General features: G+C 60.5%; 22 protein-coding genes. 10 read left to right on the top strand and 12 right to left on the bottom strand.

The window, feature by feature from the left end:
- Positions 1-38 precede the first annotated feature (38 nt).
- Positions 39-680, top strand: coding sequence for an invasion associated locus B family protein (locus tag ACZ9DP_RS24975; protein ID WP_039844866.1), 642 nt, complete (start codon positions 39-41; stop codon positions 678-680).
- 116 nt (positions 681-796) lie between these two features.
- Here the strand turns inward: ACZ9DP_RS24975 and hspQ are convergent, their stop codons facing one another.
- The 3 genes from hspQ to ACZ9DP_RS24960 form a co-directional block, all read right to left on the bottom strand.
- Positions 797-1,126, bottom strand: coding sequence for a heat shock protein HspQ (gene hspQ / locus ACZ9DP_RS24970; protein ID WP_022715579.1), 330 nt, complete (start codon positions 1,124-1,126; stop codon positions 797-799).
- A 150-nt stretch (positions 1,127-1,276) separates the two neighbouring features.
- On the bottom strand, positions 1,277-2,686 hold the full coding sequence (gene glnA, locus ACZ9DP_RS24965) for a type I glutamate--ammonia ligase (protein ID WP_022715580.1): 1,410 nt from the start codon (positions 2,684-2,686) through the stop codon (positions 1,277-1,279).
- A 59-nt stretch (positions 2,687-2,745) separates the two neighbouring features.
- Positions 2,746-3,084, bottom strand: coding sequence for a P-II family nitrogen regulator (locus ACZ9DP_RS24960; RefSeq protein WP_015339877.1), 339 nt, complete (start codon positions 3,082-3,084; stop codon positions 2,746-2,748).
- Positions 3,085-3,430: 346 nt separating this feature from the next.
- On the opposite strand from ACZ9DP_RS24960, the gene ACZ9DP_RS24955 reads away from it, so the two are divergent.
- Positions 3,431-4,906 (top strand): NAD(P)H-hydrate dehydratase, encoded by a 1,476-nt coding sequence (locus tag ACZ9DP_RS24955; RefSeq protein ID WP_476203900.1) that lies wholly within the window; start codon positions 3,431-3,433, stop codon positions 4,904-4,906.
- 8 nt (positions 4,907-4,914) lie between these two features.
- On the opposite strand, the gene ACZ9DP_RS24950 is transcribed toward ACZ9DP_RS24955, so the two are convergent.
- A complete protein-coding gene (locus tag ACZ9DP_RS24950; RefSeq protein WP_476203899.1) occupies positions 4,915-5,721 on the bottom strand; it encodes a DUF72 domain-containing protein in 807 nt (268 codons plus the stop codon).
- Positions 5,722-5,768: 47 nt separating this feature from the next.
- Positions 5,769-8,693: an excinuclease ABC subunit UvrA gene (gene uvrA / locus ACZ9DP_RS24945; protein ID WP_476203898.1), complete on the bottom strand. Its 2,925-nt coding sequence runs from the start codon at positions 8,691-8,693 to the stop codon at positions 5,769-5,771.
- 250 nt (positions 8,694-8,943) lie between these two features.
- Between uvrA and ACZ9DP_RS24940 the strand changes: the two genes are divergently transcribed.
- Positions 8,944-9,462: a single-stranded DNA-binding protein gene (locus ACZ9DP_RS24940; RefSeq protein WP_022715584.1), complete on the top strand. Its 519-nt coding sequence runs from the start codon at positions 8,944-8,946 to the stop codon at positions 9,460-9,462.
- A 106-nt stretch (positions 9,463-9,568) separates the two neighbouring features.
- Here the strand turns inward: ACZ9DP_RS24940 and chrA are convergent, their stop codons facing one another.
- The 3 genes from chrA to ACZ9DP_RS24925 form a co-directional block, all read right to left on the bottom strand.
- Complete coding sequence (gene chrA / locus ACZ9DP_RS24935) at positions 9,569-10,966, bottom strand: chromate efflux transporter (RefSeq protein WP_476203897.1); 1,398 nt, start codon at positions 10,964-10,966, stop codon at positions 9,569-9,571.
- Between the two features lie 20 nt (positions 10,967-10,986).
- Positions 10,987-11,802 carry a chromate resistance protein ChrB domain-containing protein gene (locus tag ACZ9DP_RS24930; RefSeq protein WP_074068102.1) on the bottom strand — a complete coding sequence of 272 codons (816 nt, stop codon included), beginning with the start codon at positions 11,800-11,802 and terminating at the stop codon, positions 10,987-10,989.
- A gap of 141 nt (positions 11,803-11,943) precedes the next feature.
- Positions 11,944-12,576 (bottom strand): MarC family protein, encoded by a 633-nt coding sequence (locus tag ACZ9DP_RS24925; protein WP_074068104.1) that lies wholly within the window; start codon positions 12,574-12,576, stop codon positions 11,944-11,946.
- A gap of 225 nt (positions 12,577-12,801) precedes the next feature.
- On the opposite strand from ACZ9DP_RS24925, the gene gyrA reads away from it, so the two are divergent.
- Positions 12,802-15,588: a DNA gyrase subunit A gene (gyrA, locus tag ACZ9DP_RS24920; protein WP_476203896.1), complete on the top strand. Its 2,787-nt coding sequence runs from the start codon at positions 12,802-12,804 to the stop codon at positions 15,586-15,588.
- 764 nt (positions 15,589-16,352) lie between these two features.
- Here gyrA and ACZ9DP_RS24915 read toward each other — a convergent pair.
- The 3 genes from ACZ9DP_RS24915 to ACZ9DP_RS24905 all read right to left on the bottom strand — a co-directional run bounded on the left by ACZ9DP_RS24915 (position 16,353) and on the right by ACZ9DP_RS24905 (position 16,993).
- The gene (locus ACZ9DP_RS24915) at positions 16,353-16,490 is read right to left on the bottom strand and encodes a hypothetical protein (protein ID WP_022715591.1); all 138 of its coding nucleotides are present in this window, start codon (positions 16,488-16,490) and stop codon (positions 16,353-16,355) included.
- A 33-nt stretch (positions 16,491-16,523) separates the two neighbouring features.
- Positions 16,524-16,679 carry a hypothetical protein gene (locus ACZ9DP_RS24910; protein ID WP_022715592.1) on the bottom strand — a complete coding sequence of 52 codons (156 nt, stop codon included), beginning with the start codon at positions 16,677-16,679 and terminating at the stop codon, positions 16,524-16,526.
- Positions 16,680-16,840: 161 nt separating this feature from the next.
- Entirely contained in the window at positions 16,841-16,993 is a 153-nt protein-coding gene (locus ACZ9DP_RS24905) for a hypothetical protein (protein WP_246763310.1), read from the bottom strand.
- Positions 16,994-17,175: 182 nt separating this feature from the next.
- Here ACZ9DP_RS24905 and coaD point away from each other — a divergent pair, with 182 nt between their 5' ends.
- From coaD to ACZ9DP_RS24875, 6 genes are all read left to right on the top strand, one after another.
- Positions 17,176-17,670: a pantetheine-phosphate adenylyltransferase gene (gene coaD / locus ACZ9DP_RS24900; RefSeq protein WP_074068109.1), complete on the top strand. Its 495-nt coding sequence runs from the start codon at positions 17,176-17,178 to the stop codon at positions 17,668-17,670.
- A gap of 27 nt (positions 17,671-17,697) precedes the next feature.
- The gene (locus ACZ9DP_RS24895) at positions 17,698-18,264 is read left to right on the top strand and encodes a peptidylprolyl isomerase (protein ID WP_476203895.1); all 567 of its coding nucleotides are present in this window, start codon (positions 17,698-17,700) and stop codon (positions 18,262-18,264) included.
- Positions 18,265-18,288: 24 nt separating this feature from the next.
- Positions 18,289-18,798 (top strand): peptidylprolyl isomerase, encoded by a 510-nt coding sequence (locus ACZ9DP_RS24890; protein WP_476203894.1) that lies wholly within the window; start codon positions 18,289-18,291, stop codon positions 18,796-18,798.
- Positions 18,799-18,869: 71 nt separating this feature from the next.
- Positions 18,870-19,955, top strand: coding sequence for a tRNA preQ1(34) S-adenosylmethionine ribosyltransferase-isomerase QueA (gene queA / locus ACZ9DP_RS24885; protein WP_476203892.1), 1,086 nt, complete (start codon positions 18,870-18,872; stop codon positions 19,953-19,955).
- Positions 19,952-21,082 carry a tRNA guanosine(34) transglycosylase Tgt gene (gene tgt / locus ACZ9DP_RS24880; protein WP_476203891.1) on the top strand — a complete coding sequence of 377 codons (1,131 nt, stop codon included), beginning with the start codon at positions 19,952-19,954 and terminating at the stop codon, positions 21,080-21,082. Before queA ends, tgt begins: the two co-directional genes overlap by 4 nt.
- Positions 21,006-21,377, top strand: a complete 372-nt coding sequence (locus ACZ9DP_RS24875) for a YgaP-like transmembrane domain (RefSeq protein WP_476203890.1) — start codon at positions 21,006-21,008, stop codon at positions 21,375-21,377. Before tgt ends, ACZ9DP_RS24875 begins: the two co-directional genes overlap by 77 nt.
- Here the strand turns inward: ACZ9DP_RS24875 and ACZ9DP_RS24870 are convergent.
- The gene (locus ACZ9DP_RS24870; RefSeq protein ID WP_476203889.1) at positions 21,331-21,759 is read right to left on the bottom strand and encodes a DUF4864 domain-containing protein; all 429 of its coding nucleotides are present in this window, start codon (positions 21,757-21,759) and stop codon (positions 21,331-21,333) included. The genes ACZ9DP_RS24875 and ACZ9DP_RS24870 overlap by 47 nt on opposite strands.
- Between the last annotated feature and the right edge of the window lie 176 nt (positions 21,760-21,935).

Below are 21,935 nucleotides of genomic sequence, written 5' to 3'. Positions count from 1 at the left end.
TCGCGGTCCCGAATGGGTATCAGGAGACAGAATCCGTTATGATGTTCAAGTCTGATAAGAAATTGCGGGCAGCTCTGTCCGTTCTGGCAGTAGCTTTCGGCGCCGCTTCGGCCCCGGTATCCTCCTTCGCGCAGGATGCACCCGCACAGGCTGCCGGCGCGCCACGCCTTGGCTGGTACAAGACCTGCAGCAAGCAGGAAGACAACGATATCTGCGTCGTTCAGAACCTGATCCTCGCCAACGGCGGCCAGCTCGTCACGGCTGTCGGCCTTATCAGTATCTCCGGCAAGGTCAACCGCAAGATTCTGCAGGTATCCGTACCGACCGCTCGCCTGATTCCGCCGGGCATCATGATGCAGGTCGATAACAACAAGGGGCAGAAGCTCGATTACGCCGTCTGCCTGCCGGACAAGTGCACCGCCGAAATCCCGCTGACAGATGCGATGATCGCCGGCCTCAAGAAGGGCAGCGACGTGATCTTCACGTCGATCAACTTCCGCCGCGCCCCGAACCCGATCAAGATTTCGCTCGAAGGCTTTACCGGCGCCTATGATGGCGAAGCCGTTTCGCCGAACAAGCTCGCCGAAAGCCAGAAGAGCCTTCAGGACAGCATGCAGAAGAAGGCTGAAGAAGCCCGCAAGAAGCTCGAAGACGCGCAGAACGCAGCTAAGGCGCAGTAATCCTGCCAGGTGGCAAGAGAATGAACAAGGACCCGGCCGCCGCGCCGGGTTTTTGTTGTTACGGCAAACAAAAACCCCGCCGGAGCGGGGTTTAAAATCATAATCGATTGCGCGTCTTAGTGGGCGAAGCTCATCTTGGGTTTGAGCTGGCCAGACGGCGCTTGATCGAAAATCTGGTAAACCTGTTGATTGCGAAGCGGAATGCCGCTTTCGTCATTCACCAGGTTCTGCTCGGAGACGTAAGCGACATATTCGTTTTCGTCATTTTCCGCGAGCAGGTGGTAGAAGGGCTGGTCCTTGTCAGGGCGGACGTCGGGAGGGATCGAATTCCACCATTCTTCCGTATTCGCGAATTCCGGATCGACATCGAAGATGACGCCGCGAAACGGAAAAACCTTGTGCCGGACCACTTCACCGATACTGAACTTTGCTACTCTTTCTTTCATGGTACGACTTCCTTTCATCACCTGATCTGGTGATTGGGCCCGCTCAAATCAAGATTTTTGCGGGTCTTCGTCACATGAGTGTCATGTCGCCATCAGCCTCAGTGACAAGGAAGGAAGGCCCCGGCGGAACCGGAGCCTTCCGCTGAGCGATCAAGCCGAATAGTACATATCGTATTCGACCGGATGCGGGGTCATCTCGAAGCGCATCACCTCTGCCATCTTCAGCTCGATGAAGGCGTCGATTTGATCGTCGTCGAAGACACCGCCGGCCGTCAGGAACTTGCGGTCCTTGTCGAGGCTTTCGAGGGCCTCACGCAGCGAACCGCAAACCGTCGGGATCTTCTTCAATTCCTTCGGCGGCAGATCGTACAGATCCTTGTCCATGGCCTTGCCGGGATGGATCTTGTTTTTGATGCCGTCGAGACCGGCCATCAGCATGGCGGCGAAAGCGAGATACGGGTTGGCGGTCGGATCGGGGAAGCGGACCTCGACGCGCTTAGCCTTCGGGTTGGAGCCGAACGGAATGCGGCAGGAGGCCGAGCGGTTGCGGGCCGAATAGGCAAGGAGCACCGGTGCTTCGTAGCCCGGAACGAGACGCTTGTAGGAATTGGTCGACGGATTGGTGAAGGCGTTGATCGCCTTGGCATGCTTGATGATGCCGCCGATATAATAGAGGCAGGTTTCGGAAAGGCCGGCATATTCGTCACCGGCAAAGGTCGGCTTGCCGCCCTTCCAGATCGACTGGTGCACGTGCATGCCCGAGCCGTTGTCGCCGAAGATCGGCTTCGGCATGAAGGTTGCCGTCTTGCCGTAGGCGTTGGCGACCTGGTGCACGACGTACTTGTAGATTTGCATCTTGTCGGCGTTGCGGACGAGCGTGTCGAACTTGATGCCCAGTTCGTGCTGGGCAGCGGCGACTTCATGGTGGTGCTTCTCGACGACGACGCCCATTTCGGCAAGCACCGTCAGCATTTCCGAGCGCATGTCCTGGGCGCTGTCGACCGGCGGAACCGGGAAGTAACCGCCCTTGACGCGCGGACGGTGGCCGAGGTTGCCGGTCTCGTAGTCGGTGTCGTCGTTCGACGGCAGTTCGCTGCTGTCGAGCTTGAAGCCGGTATTGTAGGGATCGGCCTTGTATTTCACATCGTCGAAGACAAAGAATTCAGCTTCCGGACCCACGAAGATCGTGTCGCCGATGCCGGATGCCTTGAGGTAGGCCTCAGCCTTCTTTGCCGTGCCGCGCGGATCGCGGTTATATGCTTCGCCCGAAACCGGGTCGAGAATATCGCAGACAATGACCATGGTGGATTGGGCGAAGAACGGGTCCATGTGAACCGTTTCCGTGTCCGGCATCAGCACCATGTCGGACTCGTTGATGGCCTTCCAGCCGCCGATCGAGGAACCGTCGAACATGACGCCGTCCGCGAACATATCCTCATCGACGCAGGAAACGTCCATCGTGACATGCTGCAGTTTGCCCTTGGGGTCGGTAAAGCGCAGATCGACGAACTTGACGTCGTTTTCTTTGATCTGCTTAAGAATTTCGTTCGCGGTCGCCATGAAATCTCCCTTTCATTTGCAATGACGATGAATAAATTCGCCGCGTCGGGCGAGCCGCCTTAAATAGCGTCGATGCCGGTCTCGCCGGTACGGATTCGAATAACTTCTTCGACGTTGGATACGAAGATCTTCCCGTCTCCGATTCGGCCGGTCTGCGCGGCCTTGCGGATCGCCTCGATGACGGCTTCCGCATTCTCGTCGGCGAGCACGACCTCGACCTTCACCTTGGGCAGAAAATCGACGACATATTCAGCGCCGCGGTAAAGTTCCGTATGGCCTTTCTGGCGACCGAAGCCCTTTGCTTCCGTGACAGTGATGCCCTGCAGGCCGACTTCCTGAAGGGCTTCCTTCACCTCGTCCAGCTTGAAAGGCTTAATGATCGCTTCGATCTTTTTCATGAGAAAATGACTCTCCGCTTCTCCCGTTAAAGCGGGCAAATTGCCGCTCGCGAGACATGATGCAGGTATCGTGCCAGTTCGCAACGCTGGAGAGCGAAAAAATATGTCAATTCCCCCCGAATTCGCGGCTTCGCGGCGCTTTTTGAGGCATTTTTTCTCAGCAAAAGCGGTTGGGATTGCGATCGGAAATTCAAAAATCGCGCAAAAGCGGGAAAAATGCGGAGTGGCTCTTCTTGCATCCGTCGCACGTAAGTTGCCCTAGAATTAGGCAAATGACTTAATTTTAAGCTGCAGAAGAGATCGTAAAACAGGTTGTTTTTTAGGCGTTTTTTGAATTGAATGGCGCATGGCAGAAAAACTGGGTGACCTACTCCTTACGCCTGCAGAAATGGCTGCCGTCGATGCCGCCACGGCCGAATCGGGCATCGCCTCTTTCGGGCTGATGTGGAGCGCGGGGGCGGCCGTCGCGGGTGCCGCGCTTCGGCTGTATCCCGGCGCACTGCGCTTCGCCGTTCTCTGCGGTCCTGGCAACAATGGCGGCGACGGATATGTCGCGGCCCGTCGGCTTGCGGAAAGCGGCGCCGGGGTTGCCGTCTTCCATCTCGGCGACCCGGCCAGGCTTCACGGCGATGCCGCGCGGGCAAAGGCCGAATGCGCGCTCGCCTCGGAGCCGCTCGCTGTCTATATCCCGGGGCCGGGCGATGTTGTTGTTGATGCAATCTTCGGGGCGGGGCTCGGACGGGATGTGCCGCCGCAGGTGCGTTCCGTCATCGAGCAGGTGACCGGCGCTGCGGTTCCCGTGATTTCCGTCGACTTGCCATCCGGGCTCGACGGCCGCAGCGGCGAGGTGCTGGGTGCGGCATTCAAGGCGGCCCACACGGTCACGTTCATGACCCGCAAACCCGGCCACTTGCTGATGCCGGGCAGGGAACTTTGCGGCAGCATCGAGGTTGCCGACATCGGCATTCCGGCGCGCATCATCAAGGCTCATTCGTCCGGAATGATTTCGGAAAACACGCCGGTAAAATGGGCGCACCTGCTGTCCTCTGCGAGACTGGAGACGCATAAATACAAGCGCGGACATCTTGCTGTTTTTTCAGGCGGCGCGGGTAAAACAGGTGCTGCGCGGATGTCTGCGATGGCCGGGTTGAAAGCCGGGGCCGGTCTCGTAACCATCGCCGCGCCGAGGGATGCGATGGCTGAAAACAGCGCCCACCTGACGGCCGTCATGCTGCATGTTGTCGATGACGGGATGGCCTTGCGCGACTGGCTGGCCGACGAGCGCTTGCAGACTTTCGTCCTCGGACCAGGCTTCGGGATCGGTGCAAAGACAAGAGACTTCACCGCCGCGCTCAGCGGTCGCCATCTCGTGCTCGACGCAGACGGCATTACGTCGTTCAAGGACGACCCGCGAGAGCTTTTCAACCTCTTTGCGGAAGGCGAGCCGCATCTCGTGCTGACGCCGCATGAAGGCGAGTTCGCACGGCTCTTTCCGGATATCGCGGCAGACAAGAGGCTCAGCAAGGTCGACAAAGCGCAGGCGGCTGCAGAGCGCGCCAATGCGGCGATCGTCTACAAGGGCGCCGATACCGTTATCGCATCGCCGGATGGCCGGGCTCTGATCAACACGAACGCACCGGTCTGGCTTGCGACGGCTGGCTCAGGCGATGTCCTTTCCGGCATGATCGGGGCGCTTCTGGCGCAGGGTTTGCCCGCATTCGAGGCTGCTGCATTCGGCGTCTACCTCCATGGCGAAGCCGGGCAGCGCGCCGGCAAGGGCCTGACGGCCGAAGATCTCGTGGCCCATGTGCAGCCGTTCTAGGCCGGCTGCTATCTCCCGACCTCTTCCTGAAGAGCGATCGCGCCGAACGGTGCATTGACCTTGCCTTCGTGGATCATGAAGGCAAAAACGTCGCGGGGCTCGCTCTTGACCTTCCGCTCCTTGTCGATCAGCGGCAGATCATCCGGCACCTTGCCTTCAGCCCATGTCTCAAGGCGCTTGGCCCAGGCCTTCAGGTCCTTGGGAGCGTAGCAGGTCTTGATGTCGTCCGAACCTTTCTGCAGCCGGGCATAGACGAAATCCGCCGTGACGTCGGCGATCATCGGATAGTCGAAGTGCTCGGCGCAGACCGGCGCCACGCCGTATTTCGCCAGCAGCGCGATGAATTCCGGCACCTTGAAGGAATCGTGGCGCACCTCGACCACATGCCGCAAAGGCAGGCCGTCCTGCTTGTCCGGCAAAAGCTTCAGGAAGGCTTCGAAATCCTCGGCATCGAACTTCTTGGTCGGCGCGAGCTGCCAGAGGATCGGACCGAGCTTGCCGCCGAGCTCGGTCAGCCCCTGCGTCAGGAAACGCTCCATGGATTCGCCCGCGTCGCCGAGCACGCGCCGGTTCGTCACGAAGCGGCTGGCCTTTAGCGAAAAGATGAAACCCTCCGGCACGTCGGATGCCCATTTGGCGAAGGTCTCCGGCTTCTGCGAACTGTAATAGGTGCCGTTAACCTCGATGACCTTCAACTGCCGGCTGGCATAATGCAGTTCGTCCTTCTGCTTGAGATCGGATGGGTAGAAGTGGTCGCGCCAGGGCTCGAAAGTCCAGCCGCCGACGCCGACGCGGATGCTGCCGGATTTGCTCATGTGTTCCTCCCGTTGTTCCGCCGTCGCCAGAGCTCTTCGCGACACGCCTATTCCGCCGCGACAAACGTCTTCTTCACCGGCCGGCGCTCCAGCAGTTCCTTCAGGAAGTGGCCGGTATAGGACCCGGTTTCCTTGACGATCGCTTCCGGCGTGCCGGCCGCAACGATCTCGCCGCCGCCGTCGCCGCCTTCCGGGCCGAAATCGAGCACCCAGTCGGCCGTCTTGATGACTTCGAGATTGTGCTCGATCACCACGACGGAATTGCCCTGGTTCACCAGCTCGTGCAGCATTTCGAGCAGCTTGGCGACGTCATGGAAGTGCAGGCCGGTCGTCGGTTCGTCGAGGATGTAGAGAGTCCGGCCCGTCGAGCGCTTCGACAGTTCCTTGGCTAGCTTGACGCGCTGGGCCTCGCCACCCGAAAGCGTGTTTGCCTGCTGGCCGACCTTGATGTAGCCGAGGCCGACATCGAATAGCGACTGCAGCTTGTCGCGTACCGCCGGCACGGCGCTGAAGAACTCCACGCCTTCCTCGACCGTCATGTCGAGCACGTCCGAAATCGACTTGCCCTTGAAGGTCACGTCCAGCGTCTCGCGATTGTAGCGCTTGCCATGGCAGACATCGCAGGTGACGTAGACGTCCGGCAGGAAGTGCATTTCAATCTTGATGACGCCGTCCCCCTGGCAGGCTTCGCAGCGCCCGCCTTTGACGTTGAAGGAGAACCGCCCCGGCTGGTAGCCGCGGGCTTTCGCCTCCGGCAGGCCCGCGAACCAGTCGCGGATTGGCGTAAATGCGCCGGTGTAGGTTGCCGGGTTCGAACGCGGCGTGCGGCCGATTGGCGATTGGTCGATATCGATTACCTTGTCGATGTGCTCGAAGCCGTCGATGCGATCATGATCGGCCGGAATTTCGCGCGCGCCCATCACGCGACGTGCGGCCGATTTGTAGAGCGTCTCCACCAGGAAGGTGGATTTGCCGCCCCCCGAAACGCCCGTCACAGCCGTGAAGACACCCAGCGGGATGGAGGCGGTGATGTTCTTCAGATTGTTGCCGCGCGCGCCGACCACCTTGATCTCGCGGCCTTTTTTCGGCTTGCGCCGTTCGTCGGGCACCGGCACGCCGAGTTCACCGGAAAGATACTTGCCGGTCAACGATCTCGGGTTCGCCATGATGTCCTGCGGCGTGCCGTGCGCCACGATCTGGCCGCCGTGCACGCCGGCTGCCGGACCGATGTCGACCACGTCGTCGGCCGTCAAGATCGCATCCTCGTCATGCTCGACGACGATCACCGTATTGCCGATATCGCGCAGGTGCTTCAGCGTGTCGAGCAACCGCGCATTGTCGCGTTGGTGCAGGCCGATCGACGGCTCGTCGAGAACGTAGAGCACGCCTGTCAGGCCCGAGCCGATCTGCGAGGCAAGACGGATGCGCTGGCTTTCGCCGCCCGACAATGTGCCGGAATTCCGCGACAGGCTGAGATATTCGAGGCCGACGTCGTTCAGGAAGCGCAGGCGGTCGCGGATTTCCTTCAGAATGCGGACTGCGATCTCATTCTGCTTGGCCGACAAAGTCGCGGGTAGCGCCTCGAACCAGTCGCGTGCCACACGGATCGACATATCGGTGACCTGGCCGATATGCAGCTTGTTGATCTTCACTGCCAGCGTTTCCGGCTTCAGGCGAAAGCCGTTGCAGGCCGGGCAGGGGGCTGCGGACATGAAGCGCTCGATCTCTTCGCGCGCCCAGACGGAATCGGTTTCCTTCCAGCGGCGCTCGAGATTGGTGATGATGCCTTCGAAGCTCTTATGCGTGGTGTAGGAGCGCGCGCCGTCGGCATAGTGGAACTCGATCTTCTCGTCCGTGCCGTTCAGGATGACGTCCTGCGCTTTTTCGGGCAGATCGCTCCAGCGGTTGCCGAGCTTGAAGCCGTAATGTTTACCGAGCGCTTCCAGCGTCTGATTATAGTAAGGGGAACTCGACTTTGCCCACGGCGCGATGGCGCCGTCGCGCAGCGTTCGCTCCGGTTCGGGGATGATCAGCGCCGCGTCGATCTTCTGCTGCGAGCCAAGGCCGTCACAGGTCGGGCAGGCACCGGCCGGATTGTTGAACGAGAAAAGCCGCGGCTCGATCTCCGGAATGGTGAAGCCGGAAATGGGGCAGGCGAATTTTTCCGAGAACAGCACGCGCTCATGCGTCTCGTTGAGCGATTTGTTGGCGGACCCACCCGCAGACGTTTCCTCCGGGGGCAACGGCTTGTCGGCAAATTCGGCGATGGCAAGCCCTTCGGCGAGCTTCAGAGAGGTCTCGAAGCTGTCGGCAAGCCTAGACGCCATGTCGGGACGCACGACGATGCGGTCCACGACGACGTCGATGTCATGCTTGTATTTCTTGTCGAGCGCCGGAACATCTGCGATCTCGTAGAACTGGCCGTCAACCTTGACGCGCTGGAAGCCCTTTTTCATGAGCTCCGCCAGTTCCTTCTTGTATTCGCCCTTACGGCCGCGCACGATCGGCGCCAGAATATAAAGACGCGTGCCTTCCTCGAACTCGAGCACACGGTCGACCATCTGGCTGACGGTCTGGCTCTCGATCGGCAGACCGGTTGCCGGCGAATAGGGAACGCCGACGCGCGCAAAGAGCAGCCGCATGTAGTCATAGATTTCGGTGACCGTGCCGACCGTCGAGCGAGGATTGCGCGAGGTCGTCTTCTGCTCGATCGAGATGGCCGGCGACAGGCCGTCGATCTGGTCGACATCCGGCTTCTGCATCATCTCCAGGAACTGGCGGGCATAGGCCGAAAGGCTTTCGACATAGCGGCGCTGGCCTTCGGCATAGATCGTGTCGAAGGCGAGCGACGACTTGCCGGACCCGGAAAGGCCGGTCATGACGATGAGTTTGTTGCGCGGCAGGTCGAGGTCGATGCCCTTGAGGTTGTGCTCGCGCGCGCCGCGGATGGAAATCGTCTTAAGTTCACTCATCGTAATTTTGCTTCTGTGCTGGAGTAAGCCCCTTATTTAGTGATGCCGCCGGGCGAGTCGAGGCTGAATATCCATCTGTTGCGAGGTTTTCGATTCTGTTGACAGGATCATAAGCATAAACTAGAACAAATAAAGAACAAAATTCCTTGTGGATGAACCGGCGATGGACGCGCATGGCCGGGGCTCTATAGTTTAAGGTACAGCGATTGTTTCAAGCGCCGCCGGGCAGGGCGGCAGTAAGGTGAGAAGTATGGCTGGCAGCGTGAACAAGGTAATTCTGATCGGAAACGTGGGCGCAGACCCCGAAATCCGCAGGACGCAGGACGGCCGCCCGATTGCCAATCTTCGCATCGCGACGTCCGAAACGTGGCGTGACCGCAATTCCGGCGAGCGCCGCGAAAAAACCGAGTGGCACACCGTCGTCGTTTTCAACGAAGGTCTCTGCAAGGTTGTCGAGCAATATGTGAAGAAGGGCGCCAAGCTCTATATCGAAGGCCAGCTCCAGACCCGCAAATGGCAGGACCAGAACGGCAACGACCGCTATTCGACGGAAGTCGTGCTACAGGGGTTCAATTCGACGCTGACGATGCTCGACGGCCGCGGCGAAGGCGGCGGTGCGAGCGCCGGCGGCGGACGCGGCAGCAGCAACGATTTCGGTGGCGGCGGCAATTACGGAGACGATTACGGCGCCCCGGCGCAGCCGTCCGGTCGCAGCAGCGGTGGCGGCGGGAATTTCTCGCGCGATCTCGATGACGACATCCCGTTCTGAGAAGATGCACCTCTTGTTAAGAACCGCTGCTTGTCAGCAGCTGCTTGTCAGCGGTTTTTTTGGTGTTTTTCCGCATAAGCATTCGGCGCGAACGATGTTCCGGCGGTTACGGCGCGATTGCGCCGAAACCTGTCAGAATGGTCCATGCGACGCCGATTGCAGCGCAAATCGCTAGCGTCGTAATCACCGAAAGCTTCAGGTGAAAGATCGCTAAGGCGGCAAGCACCGTTAGTAACAGCGACGGCCAGATGAGCGAGGCTGGAACCGGGACATCGATTGAAACTTGTCCCCATGAGGCAGTGCGCACGTCGGCAAAAAGCACATGGACGCCGAACCAGATCGCAAGGTTCAGGATCACGCCAACGACGGCTGCCGTGATGGCTGACATCGCTCCGGTCAGCGCAGGGTCGCCGCGCAGCCTTTCGATGAAGGGCGCTCCGAGGAAGATCCAGAGGAAGCTCGGAATGAAGGTCACCCATGTCGTCAGGACGGCGGCAAGTGTGGCAGCGAGCATTGGATCGAGCGGCCCGGGGTTCCTATAGGCGGCCATGAAGCCGACGAACTGGACGACGCTGATCAACGGTCCCGGGGTTGTCTCGGCCATGCCGAGACCATCCAGCATTTCCCCCGGTTTCAGCCATCCGAAATGCTGGACCGCTTCCTGAGCGACATAGGCAAGGACCGCGTAAGCGCCGCCGAATGTCACGACAGCCATTTGGCTGAAGAACAGCCCGACCTGCGAGAAGACACTGCCGGATCCCACCGTCACCAGTAACAACGCGACTGGTAGAAGCCAGGCAGCCGCAAGGCTGCCGGACACCCGCAGCGACCAGGCGAGGTTTGGCCGGGCATGGAGTGGTGTATCTTCGCCGAGGAGGGAATCGCGATCTTCGAGGATATCGCCCGAACCGCCTTTGTGTCCGCCGCCCACCTCGAACAAGGGCGATCCCGCGCGGCCGCCGAGGAAGCCAACGATGCCAGCTGTAATGATGATCAGCGGGAACGGGACGTGGAGGCAGAAGATCGCGATGAAGGCGGCGGCAGCGATGCCTATCATCACGTTGTTTTTAAGCGCTCTGCTTCCGATCCGGAACACCGCCTGCAGCACGACCGCCAGCACCGCGGCCTTCAGGCCGAAGAACAGACCGGCGATATAGCTTACGTTTCCATAGGCGGCATAGACGTAGCTCAGCCCAAGGATGGAGATGAAGCCCGGAAGCACGAACAGAGCTCCGGCGATCAGGCCGCCAATCGTCCTGTTGAGCAGCCAGCCGATATAGATCGCCAGCTGATGGGCCTCTGGCCCCGGAAGCAGCATGCAGTAGTTGAGCGCATGCAGGAAGCGATGTTCGCCGATCCATCGTTTTTCGTCGACGACGATGCGGTGCATGACGGCGATCTGTCCCGCCGGTCCGCCGAAACTGAGCGCCGCAACTCTTGCCCACACTTTCGCCGCCTCACCAAGAGGGACTATGTCGCGGCTCGCCGGGGCGTCCCGTTCCATATCCATTTACTTCGGCCACATCACGGCGCCCGCCTCGGGTTGGGCCAATTATGGGTCTCGTCGGTGGCGTCGCGGCACCAGCGGTAAAACGCGTCATAGAGCGTCAGACCGGCGTCGAGCTGCTGCAGGTCATCTGTGAACATGCGCGAAAGTCCGAGCGAAGCGGCGAGCAGACCGGCTGCTTCCGGCGCGAGATCGAGCCTGGCAGTATCAGCGCCGCGAATAATGGTGGCGAGATGCAGCAGTGGTTTGGAAGTGAGATTGAATTCCTCGATCATCACGTCAAAGGTGCAGCGCTCGCCGCGATGGCTCCAGAAAACGTCCTCGATATCGAAAGGCGTCGCGCCAAAACGGTCGGCGACGGCCGGCACTTCCGATGCCGGAACGAACAGGAAGACGGCATTTGGATCGACGAAACGCTTGATCAGCCAGGGGCAGGCGATCCGGTCGATCTTGGGACGGGCCCGCGTCACCCAGACCGTACGGCCCTGCGGGTCACGCGCCGGCAGCTTGACATAGGGCACCACCTGGCCACCGGCCTGCAGCCACGCCTCGAATCCTCCTTCGAGAACTTCCGCGTCCGTTCCGAAATGGCGAAGATAGGCGGCCACGCCATGACTGAGCTTTTGCCCTCTCTGGCACACGATGACAGCCGTGCCGGCAACCTCGTGGCTCCATTCACTGACATCGGTGTGGCTGCGCCGGATCGACCCCGGGACGAGCCGTGGGTCGGCGGCAAAATCCTCGGCCGTGCGGACGTCGATAATGACGGGCACATTCGGCGTTCCGATGATGCGGTTGAGCTTGTCGGATGAAATTTCCAGAAATGACGGCATGACGCGTCCTCCGTTGTACGGGTTATCGGACGCGATACTTCAGCTGTCGCCTCGTGGGGTGATCGCGACCCCAGACCAATCATGTGCTGCAGGCCCGCGGGAAGTCAAGCGCTGTTGGTGTGCCTTGCGGCGGCGCACTTTTCAACTGACAGCCATCGCCGCCTTCACGCCGTCCACGACGAATTGTGCTGCAAGTGCCGCCAGGATGACGCCGAGCAGGCGGGTGAGGATCGCCCGGCCGGTCACGCCGAGGAAGCGGTCGAGGCGGTCGGCGATCAGCAGCGCAGCCAGCATCAAGAGAAGATTGCCGGCAATGACGATGAGAAGCTGCGCGCGCTCGACGGAGGTCGGCAGCGAGCCCGCAAGCAGGATTGTCGCCGAGATCGCGCCCGGACCGGCAATGAGAGGAAGGGCGAGCGGAAAAACCGCGATATTCTGGATGTGATCCTTGGTGATCGCCACTTCGCTGGTCTTTTCCTTGCGGTCCTGCCGTCTCTCGAACACCATTTCGAAGGCGATCCAGAAGAGCAGCAGCCCGCCGGCGATGCGGAAGGCGCCGATGGAAATGCCGAGCACTCCGAGCACGCTTGCGCCGAACAGCGCAAAGATGGCGAGGATGATGAAAGCGATGACGGAGCTGCGCAGCGCCACCTGCTTGCGCTGGCTGCGGCTCATGCCGCTGGTCAGTCCCAGAAAGATCGGCACAAGTCCGGGAGGATCGATCGTGACGAGCAGCGTCGTGAAAGCGTTGATCAATTGGTCGGCGCTTGCCATCGTCTCTCCGGAACGCCATATGAAGGCTCGGTTATTCGCGATTGTGAAGCGAGGTTTTCCATTTGGCAAATGACGGGCGGCGGGCCGGCGCTAAAAGCGGTCGAAATCGCTTGATTGCCGCCCTTCCGCCGCAAAGTCTGTTCAAAACCGCGGCTCAAATTGGCGCCGGGCAAGCCTTTCCGCTATAAATCTTTCAGTGATTCTACAAAGAGATCGTGATCTGTTTTGACTGAACAAACACCCCCAGGTGGCGGGAAGCTCCCGCCGGGCATCGAGCCCATCTCCATCATGGAGGAAATGCAGCGGTCCTATCTCGATTACGCGATGAGCGTCATCGTCAGCCGCGCGCTTCCGGACGTGCGCGACGGCCTCAAGCCTGTGCACCGGCGCATCCTCTATGGGATGTCCGAGCTCGGCATCGACTGGAACAAAAAATACGTCAAATGCGCCCGCGTCACCGGTGACGTGATGGGTAAATACCATCCGCACGGCAATGCCGCGATCTACGACGCGCTCGCCCGTATGGCGCAGGATTGGTCGCTCCGCCTGCCGCTGATCGACGGCCAGGGCAATTTCGGCTCCGTCGACGGAGACCCGCCGGCGGCCGAACGTTACACGGAATGCCGTCTGCAAAGGGCGGCCCATTCTCTGCTCGACGACCTCGACAAGGAAACGGTCGACTTCCGCGACAATTACGACGGCACGCTCTCAGAGCCCGTCGTGGTGCCCGCGAAATTCCCGAACCTTCTGGTCAACGGGGCAGGCGGTATTGCCGTCGGTATGGCGACCAATATTCCGCCGCACAACCTGACCGAAGTCATCAACGGCTGCATCGCGCTGATCGATGATCCAGCGATCGAACTGCCGGAGCTCATGCGGATCATTCCCGGTCCGGATTTTCCGACTGGTGCGAAAATCCTTGGCCGCGCCGGCATCCGCTCGGCTTATGAAACCGGCCGTGGTTCCGTGATCATGCGCGGCGTTGCCGCGATCGAGCCGATGCGTGGCGACCGCGAGCAGATCATCATCACCGAGATCCCGTATCAGGTGAACAAGGCTACGATGATCGAGAAAATGGCCGAGCTGGTGCGCGAAAAGCGCATCGAGGGCATCTCCGATCTCCGCGACGAATCCGACCGCCAGGGCTATCGCGTCGTCATCGAGCTGAAACGCGATGCCAATGCCGAAGTCATCCTGAACCAGCTTTACCGCTACACGCCGCTGCAGACCTCCTTCGGCTGCAACATGGTGGCGCTGAACGGCGGCAAGCCCGAACAGATGAACCTGCTCGATATGCTCCGCGCATTCATCTTCTTCCGCGAGGAGGTCGTTAGCCGGAGAACGAAATTCCTTCTTCGCAAGGCGCGCGAACGTGCGCATGTCTTGGTGGGTCTCGCGATTGCGGTCGCCAATATCGATGAAGTGATCCGCGTCATCCGCCAGGCGCCCGATCCGCAGTCCGCGCGCGAAGAGCTGATGACGCGCCGCTGGCCCGCGGAAGATGTTGAAAGCCTGATCCGCCTCATCGACGATCCGCGCCATCGTATCAACGAGGATATGACCTATAACCTCTCGGAAGAGCAGGCGCGGGCAATCCTCGAGCTCCGCCTTGCCCGCCTAACAGCGCTCGGCCGCGATGAAATCGGCGACGAACTCAACAAGATCGGCGACGAGATCAAGGATTATCTCGATATCCTGTCGTCCCGCGTCCGCATCCAGACGATCGTCAAAGACGAGCTGACATCGGTTCGCGACGAATTCGGCACGCCGCGCCGCACCGAGATCGTCGACGGCGGCCTCGAAATGGACGACGAGGACCTTATTGCCCGCGAGGACATGGTCGTTACCGTTTCGCACCTCGGCTATATCAAGCGCGTGCCGCTGACGACCTATCGCGCCCAGCGCCGCGGCGGCAAGGGCCGCTCCGGCATGACGACGCGCGACGAGGATTTCGTTAGCCGGCTATTCGTGGTCAATACCCACACGCCAGTCCTTTTCTTCTCCTCGCGTGGCATCGTCTACAAGGAAAAGGTCTGGCGCCTGCCGATCGGCACGCCGACGTCTCGGGGCAAGGCGCTGATCAACATGCTGCCGCTGGCACCTGGCGAACGCATCACCACGATCCTGCCTTTGCCGGAGGACGAGGAGAGCTGGGAAAGCCTCGACGTCATGTTCTCGACGACACGCGGCACGGTTCGCCGCAACAAGCTGTCAGATTTTGTCCAGGTAAACCGTAACGGCAAGATCGCCATGAAGCTCGAGGAGGAGGGCGATGAAATCCTCTCCGTCGAGACCTGCACTGAACATGACGACGTTTTGTTGACCACGGCGCTCGGCCAGTGCATCCGCTTCCAGGTCGATGATGTCCGTGTCTTTGCGGGCCGCAATTCGATTGGCGTGCGCGGCATTAACCTTGGCAATGGCGACCGCATCATCTCGATGACTATCGTCGGCCATGTCGATGCCGAACCTTGGGAGCGTGCTGCTTACCTCAAGCGTTCCGCTGTCGAACGCCGCGCCACGGGCGTCGACGAGGAGGATATCGCCCTGGTCGGCGAGGAAGTCACCGAAGAGGGACTGCTGACAGACGAGCGCTACGAGGAACTGAAGGCACGCGAACAATTCGTGCTGACAGTATCACAGAAGGGCTTCGGCAAGCGGTCGTCTTCCTACGACTTCCGCATCTCCGGCCGCGGCGGCAAGGGCATTCGCGCCACCGATACCTCCAAGACGAGCGAGATCGGCGAACTCGTCGCCGCATTCCCGGTCGACGAGGGCGACCAGATCATGTTGGTCTCGGATGGCGGGCAGCTGATCCGCGTCCCGGTCGGCGGCATCCGCATCGCCAGCCGCGCCACCAAGGGCGTGACGATCTTCTCGACCGCCAAGGATGAAAAGGTCGTCTCCGTCGAGCGCATCAGCGAGCCGGAAGATGACGGCGAGGAGGTTGGCGAGATCGTCAACGAAACGCCGATCGAAAGCGGTGAGGCGCCACCTGCAACGGAAGAATAATTCAACCAGGCTTTGGTTGAGAACCGGGCGGCCCCTGCCGCCCGGTTTTTTTATGCGCTAATCCGATGTTCGCATCGCCGCGCTAAGATCGTTTCACCCACATTCTTTCAGATATTGCCAAAGCAGGAGGCACGATCCCGCGAAATTGTCGGCATTGACGACATCGTGGCGTCGTTCACGGTGCGGCAGGCCGATCAGAGGCCACCGCCCGGCGAGCTGATCGCGGTTCCCGCGTACTGGGTTTGAAAGCGACAGGCTGCTTGTCTCGGTGAAGATTGCCGCTCTCGCACAAATTGCTGCGCGACAGCCGATTGCTGATCCCTGCATCGAGTGTATATTCGCCTTCTAACAAGGAAGGCGCCCATGGCAGTGGCTTCGCGGATCGCGAAGACGGGGGCATTTGCAGGAATCAATCGTCGCAACGGTCGTCCTGCTGTCTGCAGGCGTCTTCATCGCGATCGGCGATGCCCCGGCGCCATGGTCTTCCGTCCGCCGGGTGAGGGACCGGTCGCGCTGCCGGAGAGTGTGAAGATCCTGGGCTGGGGCACTGCATTCGCGTCGTGACCGGCGGCAGTCCTGATTGTGTGCGCAGGCCCTACGCTTCCGGTGTCTTGATGGTGCTGCGTTTCCGCAAAAGCGGCTGCCTAGCCTGGCGGCGGGCCTGAAACGATCCAAAGAAAAAGCCGGACGCGGGGACGGCGTCCGGCTTTTTGAATGGCCCCGAGCGCTGGAGGGGAAGGCGCTCAAGGGCAGGGGAACTCAACTCAGAAAGTGCTGTGCTTCTTCTCGTCGAACGCCTTCACTTCTTCGCTTTCGCGGCGAAGCGCGGAAACGGTTGACGCCACAGACACGATGAACATGACGCTGATGAGAGCGGTAAGAACAGTCAAGATCGTGAACATGGGCAATCCTTTCCGAAGTTGCGTTCACGTTCCTCAGTACTGGCTTATGATGGCCGTGCGGGCCGAAGCATAAGGACCATATACCTTGGACGTATCGGTCTTCTGGTCATAGAGTGCGACAGTTGCGGTAAGCATTCCCGTGATCATTGCCATCCAGAATACATTGATGATGGTAATCTTATCGGGCATCTTGTTTTCCCTTCGTGCAGCGTATCGCATCTACGCTTCGGTTAAGTGAACGTATCCGTCTGAAAATGGTTCCGGCGGATGTTGGCGTGTCGTTTAGCAAGCCCGGTCTGAAGCGACCTTGAATGCCTTGTTCATCTGGCGTTCAGATTCGGGAGCAGGTCTCAACGCGCCCTTCCGAGCTGCCGCATGATGGCGTGATGCTCGCTGACTTCGGCGCGCACCCAGCGCATCGTATAGCGGTCCTGCAGGTAGCCATATGCCAGCTCCGCAAGCAGGGAGAGAACGACGGCAAGGGCGAGAAGCAGGATCAGCATGTCGATATCTTTCGGAAGTGTCCGATGCGGGTGGCATCGGCTGTGTTGCTGTTTCCGATTATGCGTACCGCATCTGAAACCGCGTTGAACGCGGCATTCATCCACCGTTCAGCAGGGCGGCAAATGACTTGCGGGCTGCGGGTATCCATGACAAAAGGCATCGAACAAAACGGCCGGGTCCTATGACGACTGCTTTTTATCCGGGGTCCTTCGACCCGCTCACCAACGGACACCTGGACGTGCTCGTCCAGGCGCTGAACATCGCCGAAAGAGTGATCGTTGCGATCGGCATCCACCCCGGCAAGGCGCCGCTGTTTTCCTTCGAGGAGAGGGCGGAGCTGATCCGGAACGCGCTTGCCGATGCCATGCCGCAGAAAAGCGGCAGCATCTCTGTCGTCTCCTTCGACAATCTGGTCGTAGATGCCGCGCGCATGCATGGCGCGGCGCTGCTCATCCGCGGCCTTCGCGATGGCACCGACCTCGACTACGAAATGCAGATGGCGGGCATGAATCGGCAGATGGCACCGGATGTGCAGACCATCTTTCTGCCGGCAGGGACGGCCTCACGGCCCATTACCGCCACATTGGTCCGTCAAATCGCGGCCATGGGCGGCGACGTCAGCGCCTTTGTGCCGGCCGCCGTTTTGAAGGCCCTTCGATCCAAGCGCAAATCTTGAGGCGTTTTCCGCCGCAACGGAGCTCACATGAAACTTTTCTATATTGCATTTGCCGGCGTGCTTTACCTCGCCTCCTTCGTTGGCGACGTGTTTGCCCAGGCCGACCACACGCTGACGATCCAACTCAAGGATGGTCCCGTCGTGATCCAGCTGATGCCGGACGTGGCTCCCAAGCACGTAGCGCAGATCGAGGCGCTGGCGAAGAAGGGGGCCTATGACAACGTGGCCTTCCACCGCGTCATCGACGGCTTCATGGCGCAGACCGGCGACGTGCAGTACGGCAATATGTCGAAGGGCTACGATCCGAGCCTTGCGGGCACCGGCGGCTCCGATCTGCCGAACATTCCGGCCGAATTCTCCAAGGAGCCGTTCGTTCGCGGCACGGTGGGCATGGCGCGTGCCCAGGATCCGAATTCGGCAAACTCGCAGTTCTTCATCATGTTCGCGGACGGCTCCTTCCTGAACGGCCAGTACACGGCGGTCGGCAAGGTCGTCTCCGGCATGGAAAACGTCGACAAGATCAAGCGCGGCGCCGGCCAAAACGGCGAAGTGACCGATCCCGACCGCATGGTCAAAGTTACCGCCGGCAAGTGATTTAGTGAAAAGAGGAGAATGAAAATGGCCGAGATCAAGGATCCGGAAAACACCGTTATCCTGGAAACCACCAAGGGCAAGGTTGTCATCCAGCTGCTGCCGCAGGTGGCCCCCGAGCATGTCGCCCGGATTAAGGAGCTTTCTCGCGAAAAGGCCTATGACGGTGTCGTCTTCCACCGCGTCATCCCCGACTTCATGGCGCAGACCGGCGACGTCCAGTTCGGCAAGAAGGGCGGCGAGAACTTCAACCCGGGCCGCGCCGGCATGGGCGGCTCGTCGAAGCCTGACCTGAAGGCAGAATTCTCCGCGACGCCGCATGTCCGCGGCACCTGCTCGATGGCGCGCTCGCAAAGTCCGAACTCGGCAAACAGCCAGTTCTTCATCTGCTTCACTGATGCGCCGTGGCTGAACAAGCAATACTCCGTCTGGGGCCAGGTCATCGAAGGCATGGATGTGGTCGACACGATCAAGAAGGGCGAACCGGTCAGCGATCCGGACTCCATCGTCTCGATGCGGGTTGCCGCCGACGTCTGATTGTGATTTCTGCTGAAACCCGCCCTTGCGCGAAGGCGTCGGGCGGGTTTCGCTTTGCCTGAAAGTGCCCGATGCGCGTAGACCTTTTCGATTTCGACCTTCCGGCTGAACGGATCGCCTTGCGGCCCGCCGAGCCACGCGATAGCGCGCGCCTGCTCGTCATCGATCCGCATGCTGAACCGGCTCTCGGCGACCATGCCGTCAGCGAGCTGCCGTCGTTCCTGCGGGCAGGGGATGCGCTTGTCTTCAATGACACCAAGGTCATTCCCGCGCAGCTCGAGGGCGTCCGCCATCGTGAAGGGGCAGGCGGCCAGCAGGTCTCGGCGACATTGCATATGCGCGTCGGCGCCAGCCGCTGGAAGGCTTTTTCCAAGCCCGGCAAACGCATTAAGGTCGGCGATCGTATCGCCTTCGGCCACGGCGGTGAAAGCTGCTTCCTCGGCCAGCTCGATTGCACCGTCGAGGAGAAAGGCGAGGGCGGTGAAGTCACCCTTGCCTTCGATCTTTCCGGCCCGGCGCTGGACGAGGCAATCGCCTCCGTCGGCCATATCCCGCTGCCGCCCTATATCGCCGCCAAGCGTCCGGACGACGAACGCGACCGCACCGATTACCAGACGATCTATGCCCGCGAGGAAGGTGCCGTCGCAGCGCCCACCGCCGGCCTGCATTTCACGCCACGACTTTTTGAGGCAATCGACAAGGCCGGCGTCGAGCGCCATTTCGTGACGCTGCATGTCGGCGCCGGTACCTTCCTGCCGGTCAAGGCCGATGATACTGACGATCACAAGATGCATTTCGAAAGCGGCTATGTCAGCGCCGAGACGGCAGCAAAGCTGAATGCCGTCAAGGCGAGGGGCGGGCGCATCATTTGTGTCGGCACGACATCGCTACGGCTGATCGAAAGCGCGACCGCGGACGATGGAGGAATCCGCGCCTGGGCCGGCGCCACCGGCATCTTCATCACGCCCGGCTACCGTTTCAAGGCAGTCGATATCCTGATGACCAATTTCCACCTGCCGCGCTCGACGCTCTTCATGCTGGTTTCGGCCTTTGCGGGTTTCGAAACCATGCAGGCGGCATACAAACACGCCATTTCGACAGGTTACCGTTTCTATTCATACGGGGATGCGAGCCTTCTTTTCCGGAAAGACAGATGACCGAGAATTTCCAGTTCACGCTCAGAAGGACCGATGCAGGCGCCCGCCTCGGCGAAATCTCAATGCCGCGCGGCACCATCCGCACGCCGGCCTTCATGCCGGTCGGCACGGTCGGCACCGTCAAGGCCATGTATCTCGACCAGGTTCGCGAAACGGGCGCCGACATCATTCTTGGCAACACCTACCACCTGATGCTGCGCCCGACGGCAGAACGCGTGGCGCGCCTCGGCGGCCTACACAGCCTCATCCGCTGGGAACATCCGATCCTGACGGATTCCGGCGGCTTCCAGGTCATGTCACTTTCAGGTCTTCGCAAGCTCGACGAGCAAGGCGTCACCTTCAAGTCGCATGTCGACGGCAGCCTGCATCACATGTCGCCGGAGCGCTCGATCGAAATCCAGGGGCTGCTCGACTCCGATATCCAGATGCAGCTTGACGAATGCGTGGCGCTTCCGGCTGAACCGCGCGAGATTGAACGCGCAATGGAGCTTTCGCTGCGCTGGGCTGAACGCTGCAAGGTCGCCTTCGGCAACCAGCTGGGCAAGGCGATGTTCGGCATCGTGCAGGGCGGTGACATTCCCGCACTCCGCATCCGCTCGGCCGAAGAGCTGGCACAGCTTGACCTCAAGGGTTATGCGGTCGGCGGTCTTGCGGTTGGCGAACCGCAGGACGTCATGCTGAAGATGCTCGAGGAAACTTTGCCGGTGCTGCCCGGCGAAAAGCCGCGCTACCTCATGGGCGTAGGCACGCCCGACGATATCCTGAAATCGGTTGCCCGCGGCATCGACATGTTCGACTGCGTGATGCCGACCCGCTCCGGCCGCCATGGCCTGGCCTTTACCCGCCGCGGCAGGGTCAATATCCGCAACGCTCGCCACGCGGAGGATCTGCGTCCGCTCGACGAGCAGTCGAATTGCCCGGCCTCGCGCGATTATTCGCGCGCTTATCTCCACCATCTCGTCCGCGCCAACGAGGCGCTCGGCGGCATGCTGCTCTCGTGGCACAATCTCAGCTACTATCAAGAACTGATGCAGGGCATCCGCACGGCGATTGCCGAGGGTCGCTTCGCCGATTTCATGGTGGAAACCCAGGAGGAGTGGGCAAAGGGCGATCTCGAACGCGCTTGAGGCCGATGGTCTGCCGGTTGTCGGCGCGAGCCAGGGCGCGCCGCGCCTGACGATCTCCAGGCAGGTCCAGATCACCGTCGGGACGCTGGTTCTGTTGTCGGTGCTGTGCGAATTTCTCCTTCATCCGGCAGCTTTTGCTTTCGCCGGCCTTCTCGGCGCCGCGCTCGCATTTTCAGGCATAAGCGGCTGGTGCGGCCTGGCGATCCTTCTTTCCCGCATGCATTGGAACAGGGTTGGCTGCACCGCCGTCAAATGCCTTTGCTGTCGGTGTTCGGCACGATCTGCACGCCGTTGATCTTGTAGCCGCCGTCGGGCTGCCGCATCATCTGGTAGATCGCCGTCCAGTCCTTGCCGTCCCGGCCGGATATCAGGACCTCGTGATAGATCATCGCGCCGTTATCGATGGAGCGGCTGCGGCCGAAAGCATAGTTCCCGGGATGATAGACGGGTTCGTAGCGCTTCTTCACCATCGCAAAGAAGACGCCCTTGTCCGGATACATCGCCTTAATGCCGGGCGCTGCAAAGGAATAGGCCGTCTCCGCATCATCCTTCAGGAAGGCCGTAATCTGATCCTCGATGATATGCCGCGTCGTCTCGACCGGATCTTCGGCCCGCGCCGGTATCGATACAAAGATCAAAGCAGCACACAGCGCAGACACAAAGGATAAAGCGCGCATGGATTTCTCTCCGGCGATATAAAGCGGAGTGTAGAGTACTTTGCAGATTTGGAAAGTGGGGCAGTTGCTGCGTTCATGCAGGCTGTCAGCTCGCACGGCGTCCTCTACCGTCGCGGAAGTCCTTACGCTTTCTCCTTGCATCTGTGTCGAAGACCGAAAGCGACATCCGTCCTCCG

The organism is Rhizobium sp. USDA 4016 (assembly GCF_056279705.1).
The sequence above is the reverse complement of the archived record's forward strand: the minus strand, read 5'-3'. Positions and strand labels throughout refer to the sequence as shown.